At 68.8% G+C, this 17,045-nt stretch carries 13 protein-coding genes; 8 read left to right on the top strand and 5 right to left on the bottom strand.

Annotation, left to right across the window (positions count from 1 at the left end; all coding sequences use genetic code 11):
* Positions 1-111 precede the first annotated feature (111 nt).
* The 6 genes from ACO07H_RS17155 (at position 112) to ACO07H_RS17130 (ending at position 7,308) form a co-directional block, all read left to right on the top strand.
* Entirely contained in the window at positions 112-585 is a 474-nt protein-coding gene (locus tag ACO07H_RS17155) for a molybdenum cofactor biosynthesis protein MoaE (RefSeq protein WP_422016319.1), read from the top strand.
* Positions 582-947, top strand: coding sequence for a fluoride efflux transporter CrcB (crcB, locus tag ACO07H_RS17150; protein WP_422016317.1), 366 nt, complete (start codon positions 582-584; stop codon positions 945-947). Before ACO07H_RS17155 ends, crcB begins: the two co-directional genes overlap by 4 nt.
* 59 nt (positions 948-1,006) lie before the next feature.
* Entirely contained in the window at positions 1,007-3,598 is a 2,592-nt protein-coding gene (clpB, locus tag ACO07H_RS17145) for an ATP-dependent chaperone ClpB (RefSeq protein WP_422016315.1), read from the top strand.
* Between the two features lie 142 nt (positions 3,599-3,740).
* On the top strand, positions 3,741-3,956 hold the full coding sequence (locus ACO07H_RS17140) for a hypothetical protein (RefSeq protein ID WP_422016313.1): 216 nt from the start codon (positions 3,741-3,743) through the stop codon (positions 3,954-3,956).
* A 192-nt stretch (positions 3,957-4,148) separates the two neighbouring features.
* The gene (locus tag ACO07H_RS17135; protein ID WP_422016311.1) at positions 4,149-6,128 is read left to right on the top strand and encodes a TonB-dependent siderophore receptor; all 1,980 of its coding nucleotides are present in this window, start codon (positions 4,149-4,151) and stop codon (positions 6,126-6,128) included.
* Positions 6,129-6,135: 7 nt separating this feature from the next.
* Positions 6,136-7,308, top strand: a complete 1,173-nt coding sequence (locus ACO07H_RS17130) for a PepSY-associated TM helix domain-containing protein (protein WP_422016309.1) — start codon at positions 6,136-6,138, stop codon at positions 7,306-7,308.
* Here the strand turns inward: ACO07H_RS17130 and ACO07H_RS17125 are convergent.
* Positions 7,249-8,244, bottom strand: coding sequence for a DUF2804 domain-containing protein (locus tag ACO07H_RS17125; protein ID WP_422016307.1), 996 nt, complete (start codon positions 8,242-8,244; stop codon positions 7,249-7,251). The genes ACO07H_RS17130 and ACO07H_RS17125 overlap by 60 nt on opposite strands.
* A gap of 50 nt (positions 8,245-8,294) precedes the next feature.
* Here ACO07H_RS17125 and ACO07H_RS17120 point away from each other — a divergent pair, with 50 nt between their 5' ends.
* Positions 8,295-9,173, top strand: a complete 879-nt coding sequence (locus tag ACO07H_RS17120) for a sterol desaturase family protein (RefSeq protein WP_422016305.1) — start codon at positions 8,295-8,297, stop codon at positions 9,171-9,173.
* A 4-nt stretch (positions 9,174-9,177) separates the two neighbouring features.
* Here ACO07H_RS17120 and ACO07H_RS17115 read toward each other — a convergent pair whose 3' ends face one another.
* The 3 genes from ACO07H_RS17115 to ACO07H_RS17105 form a co-directional block, all read right to left on the bottom strand.
* Positions 9,178-11,190 carry a prolyl oligopeptidase family serine peptidase gene (locus tag ACO07H_RS17115; protein WP_422016303.1) on the bottom strand — a complete coding sequence of 671 codons (2,013 nt, stop codon included), beginning with the start codon at positions 11,188-11,190 and terminating at the stop codon, positions 9,178-9,180.
* 104 nt (positions 11,191-11,294) lie between these two features.
* A complete protein-coding gene (locus ACO07H_RS17110; RefSeq protein ID WP_422016301.1) occupies positions 11,295-13,343 on the bottom strand; it encodes a S9 family peptidase in 2,049 nt (682 codons plus the stop codon).
* Positions 13,344-13,396: 53 nt separating this feature from the next.
* Positions 13,397-14,017 (bottom strand): alpha/beta hydrolase family protein, encoded by a 621-nt coding sequence (locus ACO07H_RS17105; RefSeq protein WP_422018652.1) that lies wholly within the window; start codon positions 14,015-14,017, stop codon positions 13,397-13,399.
* A gap of 959 nt (positions 14,018-14,976) precedes the next feature.
* Between ACO07H_RS17105 and nadB the strand changes: the two genes are divergently transcribed.
* Positions 14,977-16,587, top strand: a complete 1,611-nt coding sequence (gene nadB / locus ACO07H_RS17100; protein ID WP_422016299.1) for an L-aspartate oxidase — start codon at positions 14,977-14,979, stop codon at positions 16,585-16,587.
* A gap of 6 nt (positions 16,588-16,593) precedes the next feature.
* On the opposite strand, the gene uraH is transcribed toward nadB, so the two are convergent.
* Positions 16,594-17,034 (bottom strand): hydroxyisourate hydrolase, encoded by a 441-nt coding sequence (gene uraH, locus ACO07H_RS17095; protein ID WP_422016297.1) that lies wholly within the window; start codon positions 17,032-17,034, stop codon positions 16,594-16,596.
* Positions 17,035-17,045 lie beyond the last annotated feature (11 nt).

Below are 17,045 nucleotides of genomic sequence, written 5' to 3'. Positions count from 1 at the left end.
GTCGTTCTGCCTGTGGTGAAGAGAGATGGGGCTGCAGTATGCGGCGGCGGCCGCACGCGTCGCGATCCAAACATGTGAATCTCACCGCGCGCCAAGGCGAGAATCCGTGTCATGGCCAGAGTTTGCATCCAGACGCAGGATTTTGATCTGAGCGCCGAAACTGCGGCGCTGCGCGCTGCGGACGGCGGCACGGGCGCGGTCGTCGCCTTCGTCGGCACCGTGCGGGAGCAGGGCAGCGGTGCCGCCGTGTCGGCGATGGCGCTGGAGCACTACCCCGGCATGACCGAGGCGGCCATCGAGGCGATGGTGGACGAGGCGATGACGCGGTTCGACATCCGCGCCGCCCGCGTCATCCACCGCGTCGGCCTTCTGCAGGCGCGCGACCAGATCGTGCTCGTGCTCGTGGCCAGCGCCCACCGGGGGCCGGCCTTCCAGGCCTGCGAGTTCCTGATGGACTACCTCAAGACCCAGGCGCCGTTCTGGAAGAAGGAGCACACGCCGGACGGCGCTCACTGGGTGGATGCGCGGGTCGCGGACGACGAGGCGCTGGCGCGCTGGGGCATCCAGGCGGGGAACGCACCATGAACGCGCTGGTGGTTGCCGTGGGTGCTGCGCTGGGGGCGCTGGCGCGCTGGCAGGCCGGCCTGTTGTTCAACACGCGCTGGGCCGGCTTCCCGCTCGGCACGTTGCTGGTCAACCTCGTCGGCGGGTTGCTGATCGGCATGGCGCTGGAGTGGTTCGGCCGGCAACCGAACGAGCTGCTGAAACTTTTGCTGGTGACCGGCTTCCTGGGCGGCCTGACGACGTTCTCGGCGTTCTCGGGCGAGTCGCTGGCGCTGCTCAAGCACGGTGAGCTGGGCATGGCGCTTGCCCACACGTTGGCCCATGTCGTGGGATCGCTGCTGGCTGCCTTCCTGGGCATGCGCCTGGTGCAAGCCTTGATCTGACGCAACTTGAAAAGCGCCGGCCGGCGCCCATTTGTCTGGCAACCGGAGGACATCCCACCATGCGTGCAGACAAGCTCACCACCCGATTCCAGGAGGCGCTGGGCGAGGCCCAAAGCCTGGCCCTGGCGCGCGACAACCCCTACATCGAGCCCACCCACGTGCTGGCGGCCATGCTGGCCCAGGACGAGGGCCCGCGGGCGCTGCTGGAGCGCGCCGGCGTCAACGCGGCGGCGCTGAAGACGGCGCTGGACGGTCTGATGGCGGGCCTGCCGCAGGTCAGCGGCTCCGGCCAGACCGTGCAGGCCGGGCGCGACCTGGTCGCACTGCTGCAGGCGGCCGAGAAGGAGGCCACCAAGCGGGGCGACCAGTTCATCGCCAGCGAGATGTTCCTGCTGGCCCTCAGCGACGCCAAGACCGACCTGGCCGGTGTCGTGCGCGGCCATGGCCTGACGCGCAAGTCGCTGGAGAGCGCCATCCTGGCCGTGCGCGGCGGCCAGAAGGTCGATTCGGCGGAAGCGGAAGGCCAGCGTGAGGCACTCAAGAAATACACGCTGGACCTGACCGAGCGGGCCCGCCAGGGCAAGCTGGACCCGGTCATCGGCCGCGACGAGGAGATCCGCCGCACCATCCAGGTGCTGCAGCGCCGCAGCAAGAACAACCCCGTGCTGATCGGCGAGCCGGGCGTGGGCAAGACGGCCATCGTCGAGGGCCTGGCCCAGCGCATCATCAATGGCGAGGTGCCGGAATCCTTGAAGAACAAGCGCGTGCTGGTGCTGGACATGGCGCTGCTGCTGGCCGGTGCCAAGTACCGCGGCGATTTCGAGGAGCGCCTGAAGGGCGTGCTGAAGGAAGTGGCCCAGGACGAGGGCCAGACCATCCTGTTCATCGACGAGATCCACACCATGGTGGGCGCCGGCAAGTCCGAGGGGTCCATCGATGCCGGCAACATGCTGAAACCCGCGCTGGCACGTGGTGAGCTGCACTGCATCGGCGCGACGACGCTGAACGAGTACCGCAAGTACGTCGAGAAGGACGCCGCGCTGGAGCGCCGCTTCCAGAAGGTGCTCGTGGACGAGCCGACGGTGGAGGCGACCATCGCCATCCTGCGCGGCCTGCAGGAGAAGTACGAGGTGCACCACGGCGTGGAGATCACCGACCCGGCCATCATTGCCGCGGCCGAGCTGAGCCACCGCTACATCACCGACCGCTTCCTGCCCGACAAGGCCATCGACCTGATCGACGAGGCCGCGGCCAAGATCAAGATCGAGATCGACTCCAAGCCCGAGGTCATGGACCGGCTGGATCGCCGCATGATCCAGCTCAAGATCGAGCGCGAGGCCGTGCGCAAGGAGAAGGACGAGGGCTCGCTCAAGCGCTTCAGCCTCATCGAGGACGAGTTGCTGAAGCTGCAGCGCGAGTACGAGGACCTGGAAGAGATCTGGACGGCCGAGAAGGCGCAGGCGCAGGGCTCGGCGCATGTGAAGGAAGAGATCGACCGCATCAAGCAGCAGATCGAGGAACTCAAGCGCAAGGGCGACTTCAACAAGCTCGCCGAGCTGCAGTACGACCGCCTGCCCAAGCTGGAGAAGCAGCTGAACGAAGCACAGGACAAGGAGGCCGGCGCGCAGGCGTCGAACAAGCCGCGCCTGCTGCGCACGCTGGTCGGCGCCGAGGAGATCGCCGAAGTCGTGGCGCGCGCCACCGGCATCCCGGTGTCCAAGCTGATGCAGGGCGAGCGCGAGAAGCTGCTGCAGATGGAGGCCAAGCTGCATGAGCGCGTCATCGGCCAGGACGAGGCCATCCAGGCCGTGTCCGACGCCATCCGCCGCTCGCGCGCGGGCTTGAGCGACCCCAACCGGCCGCTGGGCAGCTTCCTCTTCCTGGGCCCCACGGGCGTGGGCAAGACCGAGCTGTGCAAGGCGCTGGCCGGCTTCCTGTTCGACAGCGAAGACCACATGGTGCGCATCGACATGAGCGAGTTCATGGAGAAGCACTCGGTGAGCCGCCTGATCGGCGCGCCCCCCGGCTACGTGGGCTACGAGGAAGGCGGCACGCTGACCGAGGCCGTGCGCCGCAAGCCGTACTCCGTGCTGCTGCTGGACGAGGTCGAGAAGGCGCACCCGGACGTGTTCAACGTGCTGCTGCAGGTGCTGGACGACGGCCGCCTCACCGATGGCCAGGGCCGCACGGTGGACTTCAAGAACACGGTCATCGTCATGACGTCCAACCTCGGGTCGCAGCACATCATGGCGCTGTCGGGCGAGAGCGACGAGGTCATCCGCGAAGCGGTGTGGGGCGAGGTCAAGGCGCACTTCCGGCCCGAGTTCCTGAACCGCATCGACGAGACCGTCATCTTCCACGCGCTGGGCGCCGCGCACATCAAGTCCATCGCCCGCATCCAGCTGCGCCTGCTGGAGGCTCGCCTGGAGAAGATGGAGATGAAGCTGGACGTCAGCGAGGCGGCGCTGGACGAGCTCGCCAAGGTCGGCTTCGACCCGGTGTTCGGCGCGCGGCCGCTGAAGCGGGCCATCCAGCAGCGGGTGGAGAACCCGCTGTCCCGGCTGATCCTGGAAGGCAAGTTCGGGCCCAAGGACGTGATCCCCGTCAATGTCGAGGGTGGGGAGTTTTCCTTCGGGCGCGTGGTGCACTGACCGTCCGCCCAGTTGCCAGCGGCGCTGCCGCAGACGCCGGGCCGCGCTGACGAGCCCCCGGGCTCCAGGCCGCCTTTCCCAAAACGGAAGGGCGGCTTTTTTGTGGTCATGTATAGAATGAGAATCGTTATCATTCGTATTCATGAGTACATCACACCCCCGCCGCCTGGCGACAACCCCGCAGCCCGGCCAGCGCCATCGCCGACTTCGTCTGTGGGGCTGGCCGGCCGCGCTGGGGCTGCTCAGCGCCAGTGGCCTGTTGAGCGCGCTGGTGTCCGACGCCTGGGGCGATGTCTGGTCGTGGGTCGCGCTGGGCGTGCCCGTGCTGGTCATGGGTCGTTGCGCCATGCGCCGTTGATGGCATTGCTTCGCACCAGTCCGCCGCTCCTTCCTTTCCCTCGATCTCCGACTGCCAGACACATGAAGAACAACACCGTCCTGCTCACCGCCTGCGCATGGGCCGCCTGCGCCGCGCTGGCCCCCGCGGGCCCAGGAAGCCGCCACGCCGGCGGCCCCCGCAGCATCTGCCGCGAACCTGCAGACCGTGGTCGTGGCCGGCAAGCGTGCCAACCGCATCTCCAAGGGCGCCACCGGTCTGGCCATGGACGTGAAGGACACGCCGCAGTCCATCAGCAACCTCGACAAGGAAGACATCACGGCCTTCGCCGTGACGGACTCCAACGAGGCGTTGCGCCTGGCCACCGGCATCAACGTCGAGCAGTACGAGACCAACCGTGCGGTGTTCAGCGCGCGTGGCTTCGAGATCCAGAACACCCAGATCGACGGCCTGGGCATGAGCAACGACTGGGGCACGGTCGTCGGCCAGCAGGACACTTTCCTGTTCGAGCGCATCGAGCTGATCCGCGGCGCCAACGGCCTGCTGACCGGCGTGGGCAATGCGTCCGGCACCATCAACTACGTGCGCAAGCGCCCGCTGAACGAAGACCGCGGCAACGTGCAGTTCACGCTGGGTTCGTACGACAACAAGCGCGTCGCGCTGGACTACAACAAGCGCCTCACCGACGACGGGGCCTGGGCCGGCCGCCTGGTGGTGGCGCACGATGACAAGGACTCGCACCTGCGCGCGCTGCACGACAAGCGCAGCACGCTGTACGGCGTCGTCGACGGCCAGATCGGACGCAACGGCGTGCTGACGATGGGCGTGACGGTGCAGGACGCGAAGCAGAAAGCGCCGATGTGGGGCTCCCTGACGCTGCTGCACGCCGACGGCACGCAGGCCGAGTTCGACTCGTCGTCCTCCACGGCGCCCGACTGGGCCTACTGGAACACCAAGTCGCAGAGCGCGTTCGTCGAGTACACCCACGCGCTGAGCGAAGACTGGGAGGCGAAGGTCGCCTACAACCACCGCCACGCGGTGCAGAACTCTCATCTGCTGTACGCCTACTCGCCGTCCGGCCCGCTGAACAACGACAACACCGGCCTGATCGGCTGGCCTTACGGCAGCTTCATCACGCAGGACAACGACGTGCTGGACGCCAACGTCAACGGCCAGTTCAGTGCGTTCGGCCGCAAGCACAGCCTGCTGATCGGCATGAGCGACTCCCGCCAGCGCACAGCCACGGACCTGACCGCGCCGCTGAGCAATGCCTTCCTGCCGCTGCCGGCCTTCCCGTACGCCGGCAACGCCTACCCGGAGCCGAGCTGGGGCCCGCGCACGCCGGACACCAAGGGCAAGCAGGAGCTGGCGCGCATCTACGCCGCCACGCGCCTGTCGCTGACCGACGGCCTGAAGGGCATCCTCGGCGTGAACGCCGTGCACCTGAAGCGCGAGGGCAGTTCCGTCTACGGCAACACCGCGGCGCAGACGCCACCGAACACCAACAAGGTCAGCCCCTACGCCGGCCTGACCTACGACATCACGCCTGACGTGCTCGGCTACGTGTCGTACTCCGACATCTTCCAGAACCAGGACCAGAGCGACATCGACGGCAACTACCTGGCGCCGATGAAGGGCGTGAACGAGGAAGTCGGCGTCAAGGCTGAATGGCTGGACAAGCGGCTGCTGACCACGGTCGCCGCGTTCCGCGCCAGGCAGTCGGGCATCGCCACCTATGCCGGCATGACCACCGGCGGCCAGTACTACTACGTGCCCAAGGACGTGAAGTCCAGCGGCTTCGAGGCCGAGGCCACGGGCCGCCTCGACAAGGACTCGCGCATGACGCTGGGCCTGACGCGCATCAAGCTCACCGGCCCGGACGGCAACCCGACGTACGAGTGGATTCCGAAGACGGTCGTCAACGTCCGCTACGTGAGCCGCCTGGCTGCGCTGCCGGGCCTGGAGCTGGGCGTGGGCGGCCGCTGGCAGTCCGACACCCGCAAGATCGGCAACGCGAGCCAGCCGGCCTACCTGCTCGCCCACGGCTTTGCCGCCTACGACCTGAACGACCGCACCACGCTGCGCCTGAACGTCAACAACCTGTTCGACAAGAAGTACGTCGGCGGCCTGGCCTACGGCGCCATCTACGGCGCACCGCGCAATGCCTCGGTGACGCTGGACTACAAGCTCTGACCCGCCCATGAGCCTGAGCACGCGTTCCATCCGGGTCTGGGCCTGGCTACACAAATGGAGCAGCCTGGTCTGCACGGTCTTCATGCTGCTGCTGTGCCTGACCGGCCTGCCGCTGATCTTCCACCACGAGATCGGCCACCTGCTGGGCACCGAGATCGAGGCGCTTGAGCTGCCTGCCGCGCAAGACCGGCAGCGCGCATCGGCCGACGACGTGATGGCCGCGGCCCGCAAGCTGTACCCGGACCGCATCGTGCAGTTCATGGGCAAGTCCGACGACGACGAGCGGCTTTGGTGGACCACGCTGACGCCCACGCCCGAGCCGACGATGGACTACAAGTCGGTGACGGTGGACGCCCGCACGGCCCGGGTGGTCGGCGAGTACAAGGTCGGCGAAGGCTTCATGGACCTGATGTTCCGCCTGCACGTGGACCTGTTCGCGGGCCTGCCTGGCAAGCTGTTCCTGGGCTTCATGGGCCTGCTGCTGCTGGTGGCGCTGGTGTCGGGCGTGGTGCTGTACGCGCCCTTCATGCGCAAGCTGGACTTCGGCACCGTGCGCCACGAGCGCTCCACGCGCACGCGCTGGCTGGACCTGCACAACCTGATCGGCATCGTCACGCTGGTGTGGTGCTTCGTCGTCGGTGCCACCGGCGTCATCAACACCGGCGCCGACCTGCTGGTCAGGCACTGGCAGGTCGAGCATGTCGGCGAGCTGGTCAGGCCCTACCAGGGCCGGCCGCTGGTGCCCGAGGCCGAGCGCGCGCCGCTGCAGCGTGCGCTGGACGCCGCGCAGGCGGCAGCACCCGGCAAGAAGCTCTACTTCGTGGCCTTTCCCGGCACGGCCTTCTCCAGCCCGCACCACACCACCTTCTTCATGCGCGGCGACACGCCGCTGACCGCCAAGCTGATGACGCCGGTGCTGGTGGATGCGCGCACGGCGCAGGTCACGGCAGCGCCCGCGATGCCCTGGTACCTGGACGCGCTGCTGATCTCGCAGCCGCTGCACTTCGGCGACTACGGCGGCATGCCGATGAAGGTCCTCTGGGCGCTGCTGGACATCGCCACCCTCCTCGTGCTGGGCAGCGGCCTGTACCTGTGGCTGAAGAAGCGCGGGCCGGTCGCGTCACCAGCGCGAGCGGTGGTCCTCGGTCACGCCCAGCAGGCCGCTGACCTGCCGCGGTAGCGCCTCGCGCCGTGCCCGCGCCGTGCCCGCGAACGTGCCGACCGGCTGCACGTAGTGGCTGGCCGCGAAGCCGAGGTTGCGGTCTGCGGCGCGCAGGCCCTCGGGCGTGAAGACGAGGTCCAGCAAGCCGTCCTCGGTGCTGACGCGCCAGGGCCGCATCGGCTGCGCGGCGTCGAACTCGAAGTGCGCGGCGCCCAGCGCGACGGGCTGCCCGTCCAGCCACAGCACGTTCTCGGCGTTGCCGAAGTAGCCCTGCTGCAGGTTGAAGCCGATGTCCGGCCGGTGCGCGCTGGCCCAGCGCCAGGCGGTGTCGCGCGCGAGCAGGCCGTTGGACGCATCGACCGCGGCCCAGGCGCTGTCCAGCTCAAAGCGCTGGCCGCCGGCCTCGGCCCAGCCGCGCACGGGCAGGGCGGTGGTCTTCTGCGTCGCATGCGCGAGCCCGCCCGCGACGGGGCCGATGGCCAGCAGCGGCGGGGCCATGGCGGCCAGGTCCAGCGCGGCCTCCAGGCGCAGCGCCCGCGTGGCGACCTGCAGGTGCAGCCGGTCGCCGGCCTCGTGGCGCAGCGACAGCCGCGCGTACGGGCCGCGGAACCAGGCTTGGGCGCCTGTCAGCGGTGCGCCCGACACGCCGGCCTGCAGGCCCGGCAGGCCGTCCTGGCTCCAGTCGGCCAGCAGGCGGCGCGCCTTTCGGTCGAACAGGTAGGCGAAGGCCGTGCAGGTCCAGCCGACGTCGACGATGGCGACGCCGATGAAGAGGCGCTCGTTGCCCAGGCCCACGTAGTGCCAGCGCTTGTGGTGCAGCCAGCGCCACAGCCCCGAAGGCCGTGGCCGCAGCCCGCGCCAGTCGATGCACGGGATGCGCCCGGCGTAGCGGCCGTGCGCGGGGAGGCCGTCATGGACGGCGGCGCCAGGAGCGGGTGCCAGGTCAATGGACATGCGGGTTTCGCCCTCGGGAGGCAACGACGGTTTGGCGGCAATATCGCACCATGGACTGGCTGCTCGACCTCTACCACCGCCACTTCGACTGGCGCGACCTGACGCTGGTGCTGCTGTCGCCCCTCTTCGGCGCCTTCATCGCCATGGAGGCGTGGCGCTTTCGCAGGACCGGCGTGTTCGACTTCCGGGACACGTTCGACAGCATGAACAGCGGCGGCAGCTACCTCGTCGCCGACCTGATCCTGCTGGCCGTGCTGGTGCTGCCGGCCATGGGCTGGGTCTACGACCACCGGCTGTTCACCATCGACGTCACGCCGCTGCGCTTCGTGGGCCTGTTCCTGCTCGTCGAGCTGCTGTATTACGGCTTTCACCGCGGCAGCCACCGCATCCGCTGGTTCTGGTGCGCGCATGTCGTGCACCACGGCTCGGAGAAGATGAACTTCGGCACCGCGCTGCGGCAGAGCTGGTTCTATCCGATCGCCGGCAACTGGCTGTTCTACCTGCCGGCCGTGTGGCTGGGCTTCGAGCCGCGCTGGGTGCTGTTCGCGCTGTCGCTGAACCTGGGCTACCAGTTCTTCGTGCACACGACGTGGGTGAAGAAGATGCCGGCGTGGTTCGAGTTCGTCTTCAACACACCGTCCCACCACCGCGCCCACCACGGCCGCAACCCGCAGTACATCGACCGCAACTTCGGCGGCACGCTGATCGTCTTCGACCGCCTGTTCGGCACCTTCGTCGAGGAGCGAGAGCCGGTGGACTACGGCCTGGAGCACCCGTTCCCGACGCACAACCTGTTCTGGCTGAATGCGCACGAGTGGCGGGCGATGTTCCGTGACATGGCCCAGGAGCGGACCTGGGCCATGCGGCTGGCGCACCTGTGGAAGCCGCCCGAGTGGCGGCGGCACTCGAACGGCTTCCGGGAGGGCTGACGCGCTACTTGAGGTGCTTCGCGAGGAAGGACTCCATGCGCTCGGCGAAGTCCACGCGATTCCTCGTGACGAAGAAGCCGTGGGCCTCGCCGGGGTAGGTGACCCACTCGGGCGCGTTACCGGCGCCAGTCATCGCCTTGCGCAGCCGCTCGCCATGCGCCAGCGGCACGCGGCGGTCCTCTTCCCCGAAGGCCAGCAGCAGCGGCGACTTGATGCGCGCGGCCTGCAGCACCGGCGAGTTGGCGGCGATCATCTCGGCATCGGCCTTGCCGTCGCCGACCATCTCGCTGATCAGGTACTTGCGGCCGACGTCGCTGAGGTCGTCGTCGACCCACAGCGAGCCGCTGACATACAGGTCCAGGTCGGCGACGGCCACCCAGGCCACGCCGCAGCGGTACAGCGCCGGGTCCTTGATGAGGCCCATCAGCGTGCTGTAGCCGCCGTAGCTGGCGCCGGCGATGCAGGCCTTGTCGCTGGCGATGCCCTGCTTTTGCGCCCAGCGCAGCGCGTCGGCGACATCGTCCTGCATGGCCTGGCCCCATTGCCGGAAGCCGGCCTTCAGGTGCGCATCGCCGTAGCCAGTGCTGCCGCGGTACTCCGGCTCGATGACCACGTAGCCGCGCGACGCCAGGAACTGCGCGTCGGCATGCCAGCCCCAGGTGTTGCCGCGCACCCAGGGGCCGCCGTGCACCAGCACGACGGCGGGCAGTGGGCCCTTGGCGGCCGTATTCTTCGTGATCCACACTGGCAGGTCGCGGCCGTCGCGGGCGCTGATGCGCTGCAGCGCCATTGCGGCCATGTCGTCGGCCTTGGCCTCCACGTTGACGCGACCGACCTGCTGCCAGGCGTTGCCGTCGCTGGCGGCGCCGCGATGGATCCACCATTCGCCCGGCTCGCGGTCGCTGTAGGAGCGCACCAGCAGCACCATGTCGTCCCTGCCACAGTGGCGGCAGCTGATGCGGTTGACGCGGCGCGGCAGCGCGGTGTCGACGTCGGCCTGGATGCCCTTCATGCCGTCGGTCAGCCAGACGGTGGTCTCGACATCGGTCTCCACGCGCACGCCGCGCAGCTGGCCGTCGTTCTCCACCCGCAGCGAGCCGTTGAAGTCGAAGCCCGGCGTGACGACCATGTCCTGCGCCTCGGGCGCGTGGCGGGCGAAGTCATAACGTGCCAGCACCGAGTAGCCTTCGGGGCCGCGCGGCAGCGTCACGTAGAGGTTGCCGGCGCTGTCGACCGAGTGCGGATGGAACGGCTCGTGATTCAGCGTGCTCTCGTACAGCGGCGTCCATTCCTCGCTGCCCGGCGCGCGCCAGAACGCCGCCAGCCGTCCGTCCTGCCGCGTGATCGCAACTCGCGCGTTGCCGTGCGGGTCGGTCAGCAAATCCACCGTGTCGGTGGGCAGCTTGAAGTCGGTGCTGCGCGTGCGGCCGGTCAGCGTGTCCAGCCACAGCGGCGTCAGCGTGCGGCGCTCGTTGACCGTGAAGCGCGCCACCAACACCTCGGCGCTGGTCGAGCCTTCGCGCTGCAGCGGCGTGCTGATCAGCCGGTGGTTCCATTCCAGCAGCCCGCCCGAGGCTGGGTCGCGGACCGTGCGAGAGCCGAGCCGGCGCACCAGCTGTATGCGCTTGCTGCCGTCCGCATTGACGGCGAACAGGCCCCATGCGCCACGGCCACGGCCGCTGCCTTCGGCGAAGTCCAGCGCGCTGAACACCAGGCGGTCGTCGTTGACCCACTTCACGTTGGTGACGTCACCGTCCGCGAACTGCACGATGCGGCGCGGCTGGCCGCCGTTCTTCACGTCGAAGATCACCAGGCCCGCACGCTCCGCGCCCATCGCGCCGGTGATGGCCAGCCAGCGGCCAGACGGCGACAGCAGCGCCTCGGAGACGTCGGGCTTGCGGTAGAACGTCTCGGGCGGCGGCGCGGCGTTCGCGGCCTGCGCGCCCAGGCCGGCGACGAACACGGCCGCACAGGCCAGTCGGCGGAAGGCGCCCAGCGCCCGGTGCAATGGTTTCAACTGACCCTCTGCGTCGTTTTTTGAAGCCGCGCAGCATAGGGCCGGAACCTGGCTGAATGATGTCTGCAGTGCCGCGCGGGCGGCCATGCCGCAACACCTGGCCCTCAGGGCTTGCCCGGGTTGAGGTGTTTGGCAAGGAATGCCTCCATGCGCTGCGCGAAATCGACGCGGTTCTTGACAATGCTGAAGCCATGCCCCTCGCCCGCGTAGGTAACCCATTCGGGCTCGTTGCCCGCCGCCCGCATCGCGTTGCGCAGGCGTTCGCCGTGGGCGAGCGGCACACGGCGGTCGCGCTCACCGAAGGCCAGCAGCAGCGGTGCCTTGATGCGCGACGCCTGGTTGACCGGTGAGTTCGCGGCGATCATGACCGCGTCCTTCTCGGCGTCGCCGATCATCTCGGGCAGCGTGAAGCGGCGTGCCGTGCTGCTGGTGTCGTCGCTGACCCACCAAGAGCCGCTCAGGATCAGGTCCAGGTCGGTCACGGCCAGCCAGGCCACCCCGCAGCGGTAGAGGGCGGGGTCCCTGATCAGCCCCATCAAGGTGCTGTAGCCGCCGTAGCTGGCGCCGGCGATGCAGGCCTTGTCGCTGGCGATGCCCTGCGCCTGCGCCCAGCGCAGCGCGTCGGCCACGTCGTCCTGCATGGCCTGGCCCCATTGCTTGAAGCCGGCGCGGAAATGCGCCTCGCCATAGCCCGTGCTGCCGCGGAATTCGGGCTCGATGACAACGTAGCCGCGCGAGGCCAGGAACTGCGCATACGGGTCCCAGCCCCACGTGCCGCCGCGCACCCAGGGGCCGCCGTGCACCAGCACGACGGCGGGTTGCGCCGCGTTGGCACCGCTCGCGCGTGTCACCCACACCGGCAGGTCGCGGCCATCCCGTGCCGCGATGCGGTGCAGCTCCACCTTTGCCATTTGCTCGGGCACGATGCCTTCGTGCACGCGGCCGATCGAAACCCAGGGCTTCTCGCCGTCCGCAGGTCGGGCGCGGTACAGCCAGAGCCGGCCGGGGTCCTGGTCGCTGTAGGAGCGCACCAGCGCCACCATGTCGGGCGTGCCGCAGCGACGGCAATTCACGCGGTTGACGTGGCCGGGCAGCAGGCGGTCGGCCTGCTGCTGGAAGGCCTTCATGTCGTCGCTGAACCAGACCGTCGTTTCCGCATCCACCGTCACCCGCACACCCAGGGCGCGGCCGCTGCCTGCGTCGGTCAGCAGTTGGCCGTTGAAGTCGAAACCGGGCGTCGCAACGACTGCCTTGGTCTCGGGCGCCTTGCGCTCGAAGTCGTAGCGTGCCAGCACGGTGAAGCCCTCCCGGCCTTCGGTGCGCGTGACGTAGAGGGTGCCCGCATCGTCCACGCCCTGGACGCCGAACGGCCGCGACAGCAGGCCGCTCTCGTACAGCATCACCCAGTCGGTGCTGCCGGGTGCACGCCAGTAGGCGGCCTGGCGGTCCTGACGCCGCGTCAGCGCCACGCGGGCCTCGCCGCGGCTGTCGGTCGCCCAGCTGACGGTGTCGTTCGGTGGCCTGAAGTCGGTGCTGCGCGTGCGGCCGGTGCGGGTGTTCAGCCACCGCGGTGTCTCGATGCGGCGTTCGTCGAGCGTGAACTCGGCCACCAACACCTCCTCGTTGGCCTCGCCAGCGCGCGGCTGGGGCACGCGCAGCAGGCGGTGGTTCCAGTCGAGCGTGGCGTCCGGCCTGCCGTCCGTGACGACGGGCTTGCCCAGGCGGCGCACGAGCTGGCGCATCTGGCTGCCGTCGGCATTGATCGCGAACAGGCCTGGCGCGCCGTTGGGGCGGCCGCTGCCGTCCGACAAGTCGACGACGCTGAACACCAGCCGGTCCTCGTTGACCCAGTGCACTTGCGAGACGTCGCCGTCGGCAAATTGCACGACGCGCTTGAACTGGCCGCCTTGGGACAGGTCGAACACGACCAGGCCCACGCGGGCCAGCCCCTTGGCCGACGTGAGCGCGAGCTGGCGGCCGGACGGCGACAGCACGGCCTCGGTGATGTCGGCGTCCTTGAAGAACATGTCCGCTGGCGGCGGCTCGGCGTGGGCGACAGCTAGCAAGATCCAGGTTGCCACCCATGCGGCAGCGCAGCGCTTCAGTGTCTCCATGGGCTCCTCCCACTGCATCTCCGGCAGCAAGCGCAGCATAGAGCCTCGTCTCTTGGCGGGGGCTTCGTGCAAGCCCGAGACCGCGACTTCGTTTACTTGGCCGGCTGGCCTGGTCCGAGGTGCTGGGCCAGGAAGGCTGCCATGCGATTGGCGAAGTCCACACGGTTCTTCACGATGGCGAAGCCATGGCCTTCGCCGGGATAGGTGACCCAGACAGGGTCGTTGCCGGCGACTTTGAGCACATCTCGAAGGCGCTTGCCATGCTCCAGCGGCACGCGCCTGTCATCCTCGCCAAAAGCCAGCAACACAGGCGCTTTGATGCGCGCAGCCTGCTTGACGGGGGAGTTCTTGGCGATCAACTCGGCGTCCCTGACCGCATCACCCACCAATTCGGGAAGCGTGTACTTGCGCGACGCGCTGCTGGCGTCGTCCGTGACGCGCCACGAGCCGGTCAGCAGCAGATCCAGGTCCGTGACCGCCAGCCACGCGACACCGCAGCGGTACAGGTCGGGGTCGTTGATCAGCCCCATCAGCGTGCTGTATCCGCCATAGCTGGCGCCGGCGATGCAGGCCTTGTCGCTGGCAATGCCCTGCTTCTGCGCCCAGCGCAGCGCATCGGCAACATCGTTCTGCATGGCCTGGCCGAACTGCTTGAAGCCGGCCGTGTAGTGGGCATCGCCATAGCCGGTGCTGCCGCGGAACTCCGGCTCGATGACGACGTAGCCGCGCGAGGCCAGGAACTGCGCATGGGCGCTCCAGCCCCACGTGCGACCGCGTAGGCCGCCTGCTTGTTCTCGCGGTGTGTGAACGCCACGCGCAGTTCGCCGCGGTTGTCGGCGATCCAGCCCACGACGTCAGATGGCGCGCCGGTGGCGATAGAGCGTGTGCGCCCCGTGCGCGTGTTCAGCCACAGTGGTGTCTCGAACCCGTGCTCGTCCTTGGAGAACTGCGACAACAGCACCTCCTCATTGGCTGCGCCCTCCTTGGGAATCGGCACTTCCAGCAGGAAGTGGTTCCATTCGAGCACGTCGGCGTCGCGGCCGTCGTTGAAGAATGCCGTGCCCTGGCGCTGCACGAGACGGCGGAACTTGCTGCCGTCCGCATTGATGGCAAACAGCCCAGGCGCGCCATTGATCTGGCCACTGCCTTCCGACATGTCGACGATGCTGAACACCAGACGGTCGTCGTTGACCCAGTGCACGTTGACGACGTCGCCATCGACGTACTGGCCGATGCGGTCAGCCTTGCCGCCGGGTGCCAGGTCTATGACGACCAGGCCGGCAAATTCCTTGCCCTCACCGCGGGCTGTCAATGCCAGTCGCTTGCCGGATGGCGACAGCACGGCCTCGCTGATGTTTTGATCCTTGTAGAAGACTTCAGTGGCGGTCTGCGCCGCGTGTGCCGCCAGCGAAACCGTCGCGACGCACAGCACCGCCGCAGCCACGGCGCGGGCCAAGCCAATCACGCGTTTGCTTGTCATGGCGCGCCCCTGCTGGCCAGGACAATCGACACCGCCTCTCTCATTGGTTTGCTCCCCGCAAATTCAAAGCTGACACTGTCTCATCGCCTCGCCCCTGCCAATCGTCCGGGCTAACCCGAGGTCCTCGTGCAGAATCCCTCAATGCCCAGAGAAATGGGCGCAAGAAACTTGTCGCTCCTTCGCGACCTCCGCATGACTGCTGCCCCCCCCGACGCCCCCGTCGTCATCATCGGCGCCGGCCTTGCCGGCCTGACCGTGGCCCTGCACCTGGCCGACACCGTGCCCGTCGTCGTCCTCGCCAAGCGCGAGCTGACCGAGGCTGCCACCGCGTGGGCGCAGGGTGGCATCGTCGGCGTGCTGGGCAGCGACGATTCCATCGACAGCCACGTGCGCGACACGCAGGATGCCGGTGCAGGCCTCGTGGACGAAGCGGCCGCCCGCTTCATCGCCGAGCGCAGCGCCGCAGCGGTGGGCTGGCTGGTGGCGCAGGGCGTGCCGTTCACGGCCGACGACACCGGGCCCATGGGCCTGCACCTGACGCGCGAGGGCGGCCACGCGGTGCGGCGCATCGCCCATGCGGCCGACGCGACCGGCAAGGCCATCCATGACCAGTTGCTGGACGTGGCCCGGCGCCACCCCAACATCACGTTGCGCGAACGCTGGATGGCGCTGGACCTGATCACGTCGCGCCACGCGCAGCGCGACGAGCCCACGCGCTGCTACGGCGTCTATGCGCTGGACATGGACCGCCAGCACGTGGAGACCCTGCCGGCGCGCGCCGTCGTGCTGGCCACCGGCGGCGCCGGCAAGGTCTACCGCTACACGACCAACCCCGACACCTCCACCGGCGACGGCATCGCGATGGCCTGGCGGGCGGGCTGCCGGGTCGCGAACATGGAATTCATCCAGTTCCACCCGACCTGCCTGTATCACCCGCAGGAGCGCAGCTTCCTCATCACCGAGGCGCTGCGCGGGGAGGGCGCCTACCTGAAGCTGCCGGAGCACCTCGGGGGCACCCGCTTCATGGCCGCGCACGACGAGCGCATGGAGCTGGCGCCGCGCGACATCGTCGCCCGCGCCATCGACTTCGAGATGAAGAAGCACGGCCTGGACCATGTGTGGCTGGACGCCACGCACCTGGGCGAGGCCTTCCTCATGGAGCATTTCCCGACCGTGCACGCGCGCTGCCTGGCGCTGGGCATCGACATTGCGCGCCAGCCCATCCCCGTCGTGCCGGCCGTGCACTTCACCTGCGGCGGCGCCGTGACCGACCTGCACGGCCGCTGCGACCTGCCGGGCCTGTACGCCGTCGGCGAAACCGGCTACACCGGCCTGCACGGCGCCAACCGGCTGGCCAGCAACTCGCTGCTGGAATGCGTGGTGCTGGGCCAGACCTGCGCTGCCGACATCCTGAGCCACGCCGCGCTGCCGCCGGCGCCTCTGCCGGCCTGGGACGAGAGTCAGGTGGAGAACGCCGACGAGCAGGTCGTCATCGCGCACAACTGGGACGAGCTGCGCCTGTTGATGTGGAACTACGTGGGCATCGTGCGCACCACCAAGCGGCTGGAACGCGCGCTGCACCGCATCGCGCTGCTGCGCAGCGAGATCGACGACTACTACGGCAGCTTCCGGGTCACGCGCGACCTGCTGGAGCTGCGCAACCTTGTCGAATGTGCCGAGCTCATCGTGCGCTCGGCGCTGATGCGCCACGAGAGCCGCGGCCTGCACTTCAGCCGCGACTACCCGCAGACGCTGCCGGTGAGTTTCCCGACCGTGCTGATCAGCGAGCGGCGCCGGCGCTGACCGGGCTCAGTTGCCCCGGTAGGTCGAATAGCCAAAGGGGCTGAGCAGCAGCGGGATGTGGTAATGCGCCTGCGCGGCGTCGACGCGGAAGATCACCGGCACCTCGGGGAAGAAGCTGGGCTGCTGCTGGGCGGCGTAGTAGGCGCCGGTCTTGAACACGACCCGGTAGATGCCGGACTCGTACGGGTGGGTGGCAGGCCAAAGAGCCTTCACGCGGCCCTGGGCGTCGGTGCGCCCGTTGGCCAGCGCCACCCAGCCGGCTTGGGTCTGCCGCGCCAGTTCCACCTGGATGCCGGGGCTGGGCTCGCCGGTCTGCAGGTTCAGCACATGCACGCTGAGCGGGTTGGCTGCGGTTGCGTCGGGTGCGGCGGCCAGCGGCAGCGCGGCGGCGACCAGCGCCAGCGCCAGCATCAGGCGCCGCGCAGGGGTGGGGGTCATCAGGTTCATCACGGTCTCCG

The sequence above is a fragment of the Roseateles sp. genome, assembly GCF_965229315.1.
Lineage (GTDB): Bacteria > Pseudomonadota > Gammaproteobacteria > Burkholderiales > Burkholderiaceae_C > Pelomonas.
This window is presented reverse-complemented; position numbering and strand designations above follow the sequence as displayed.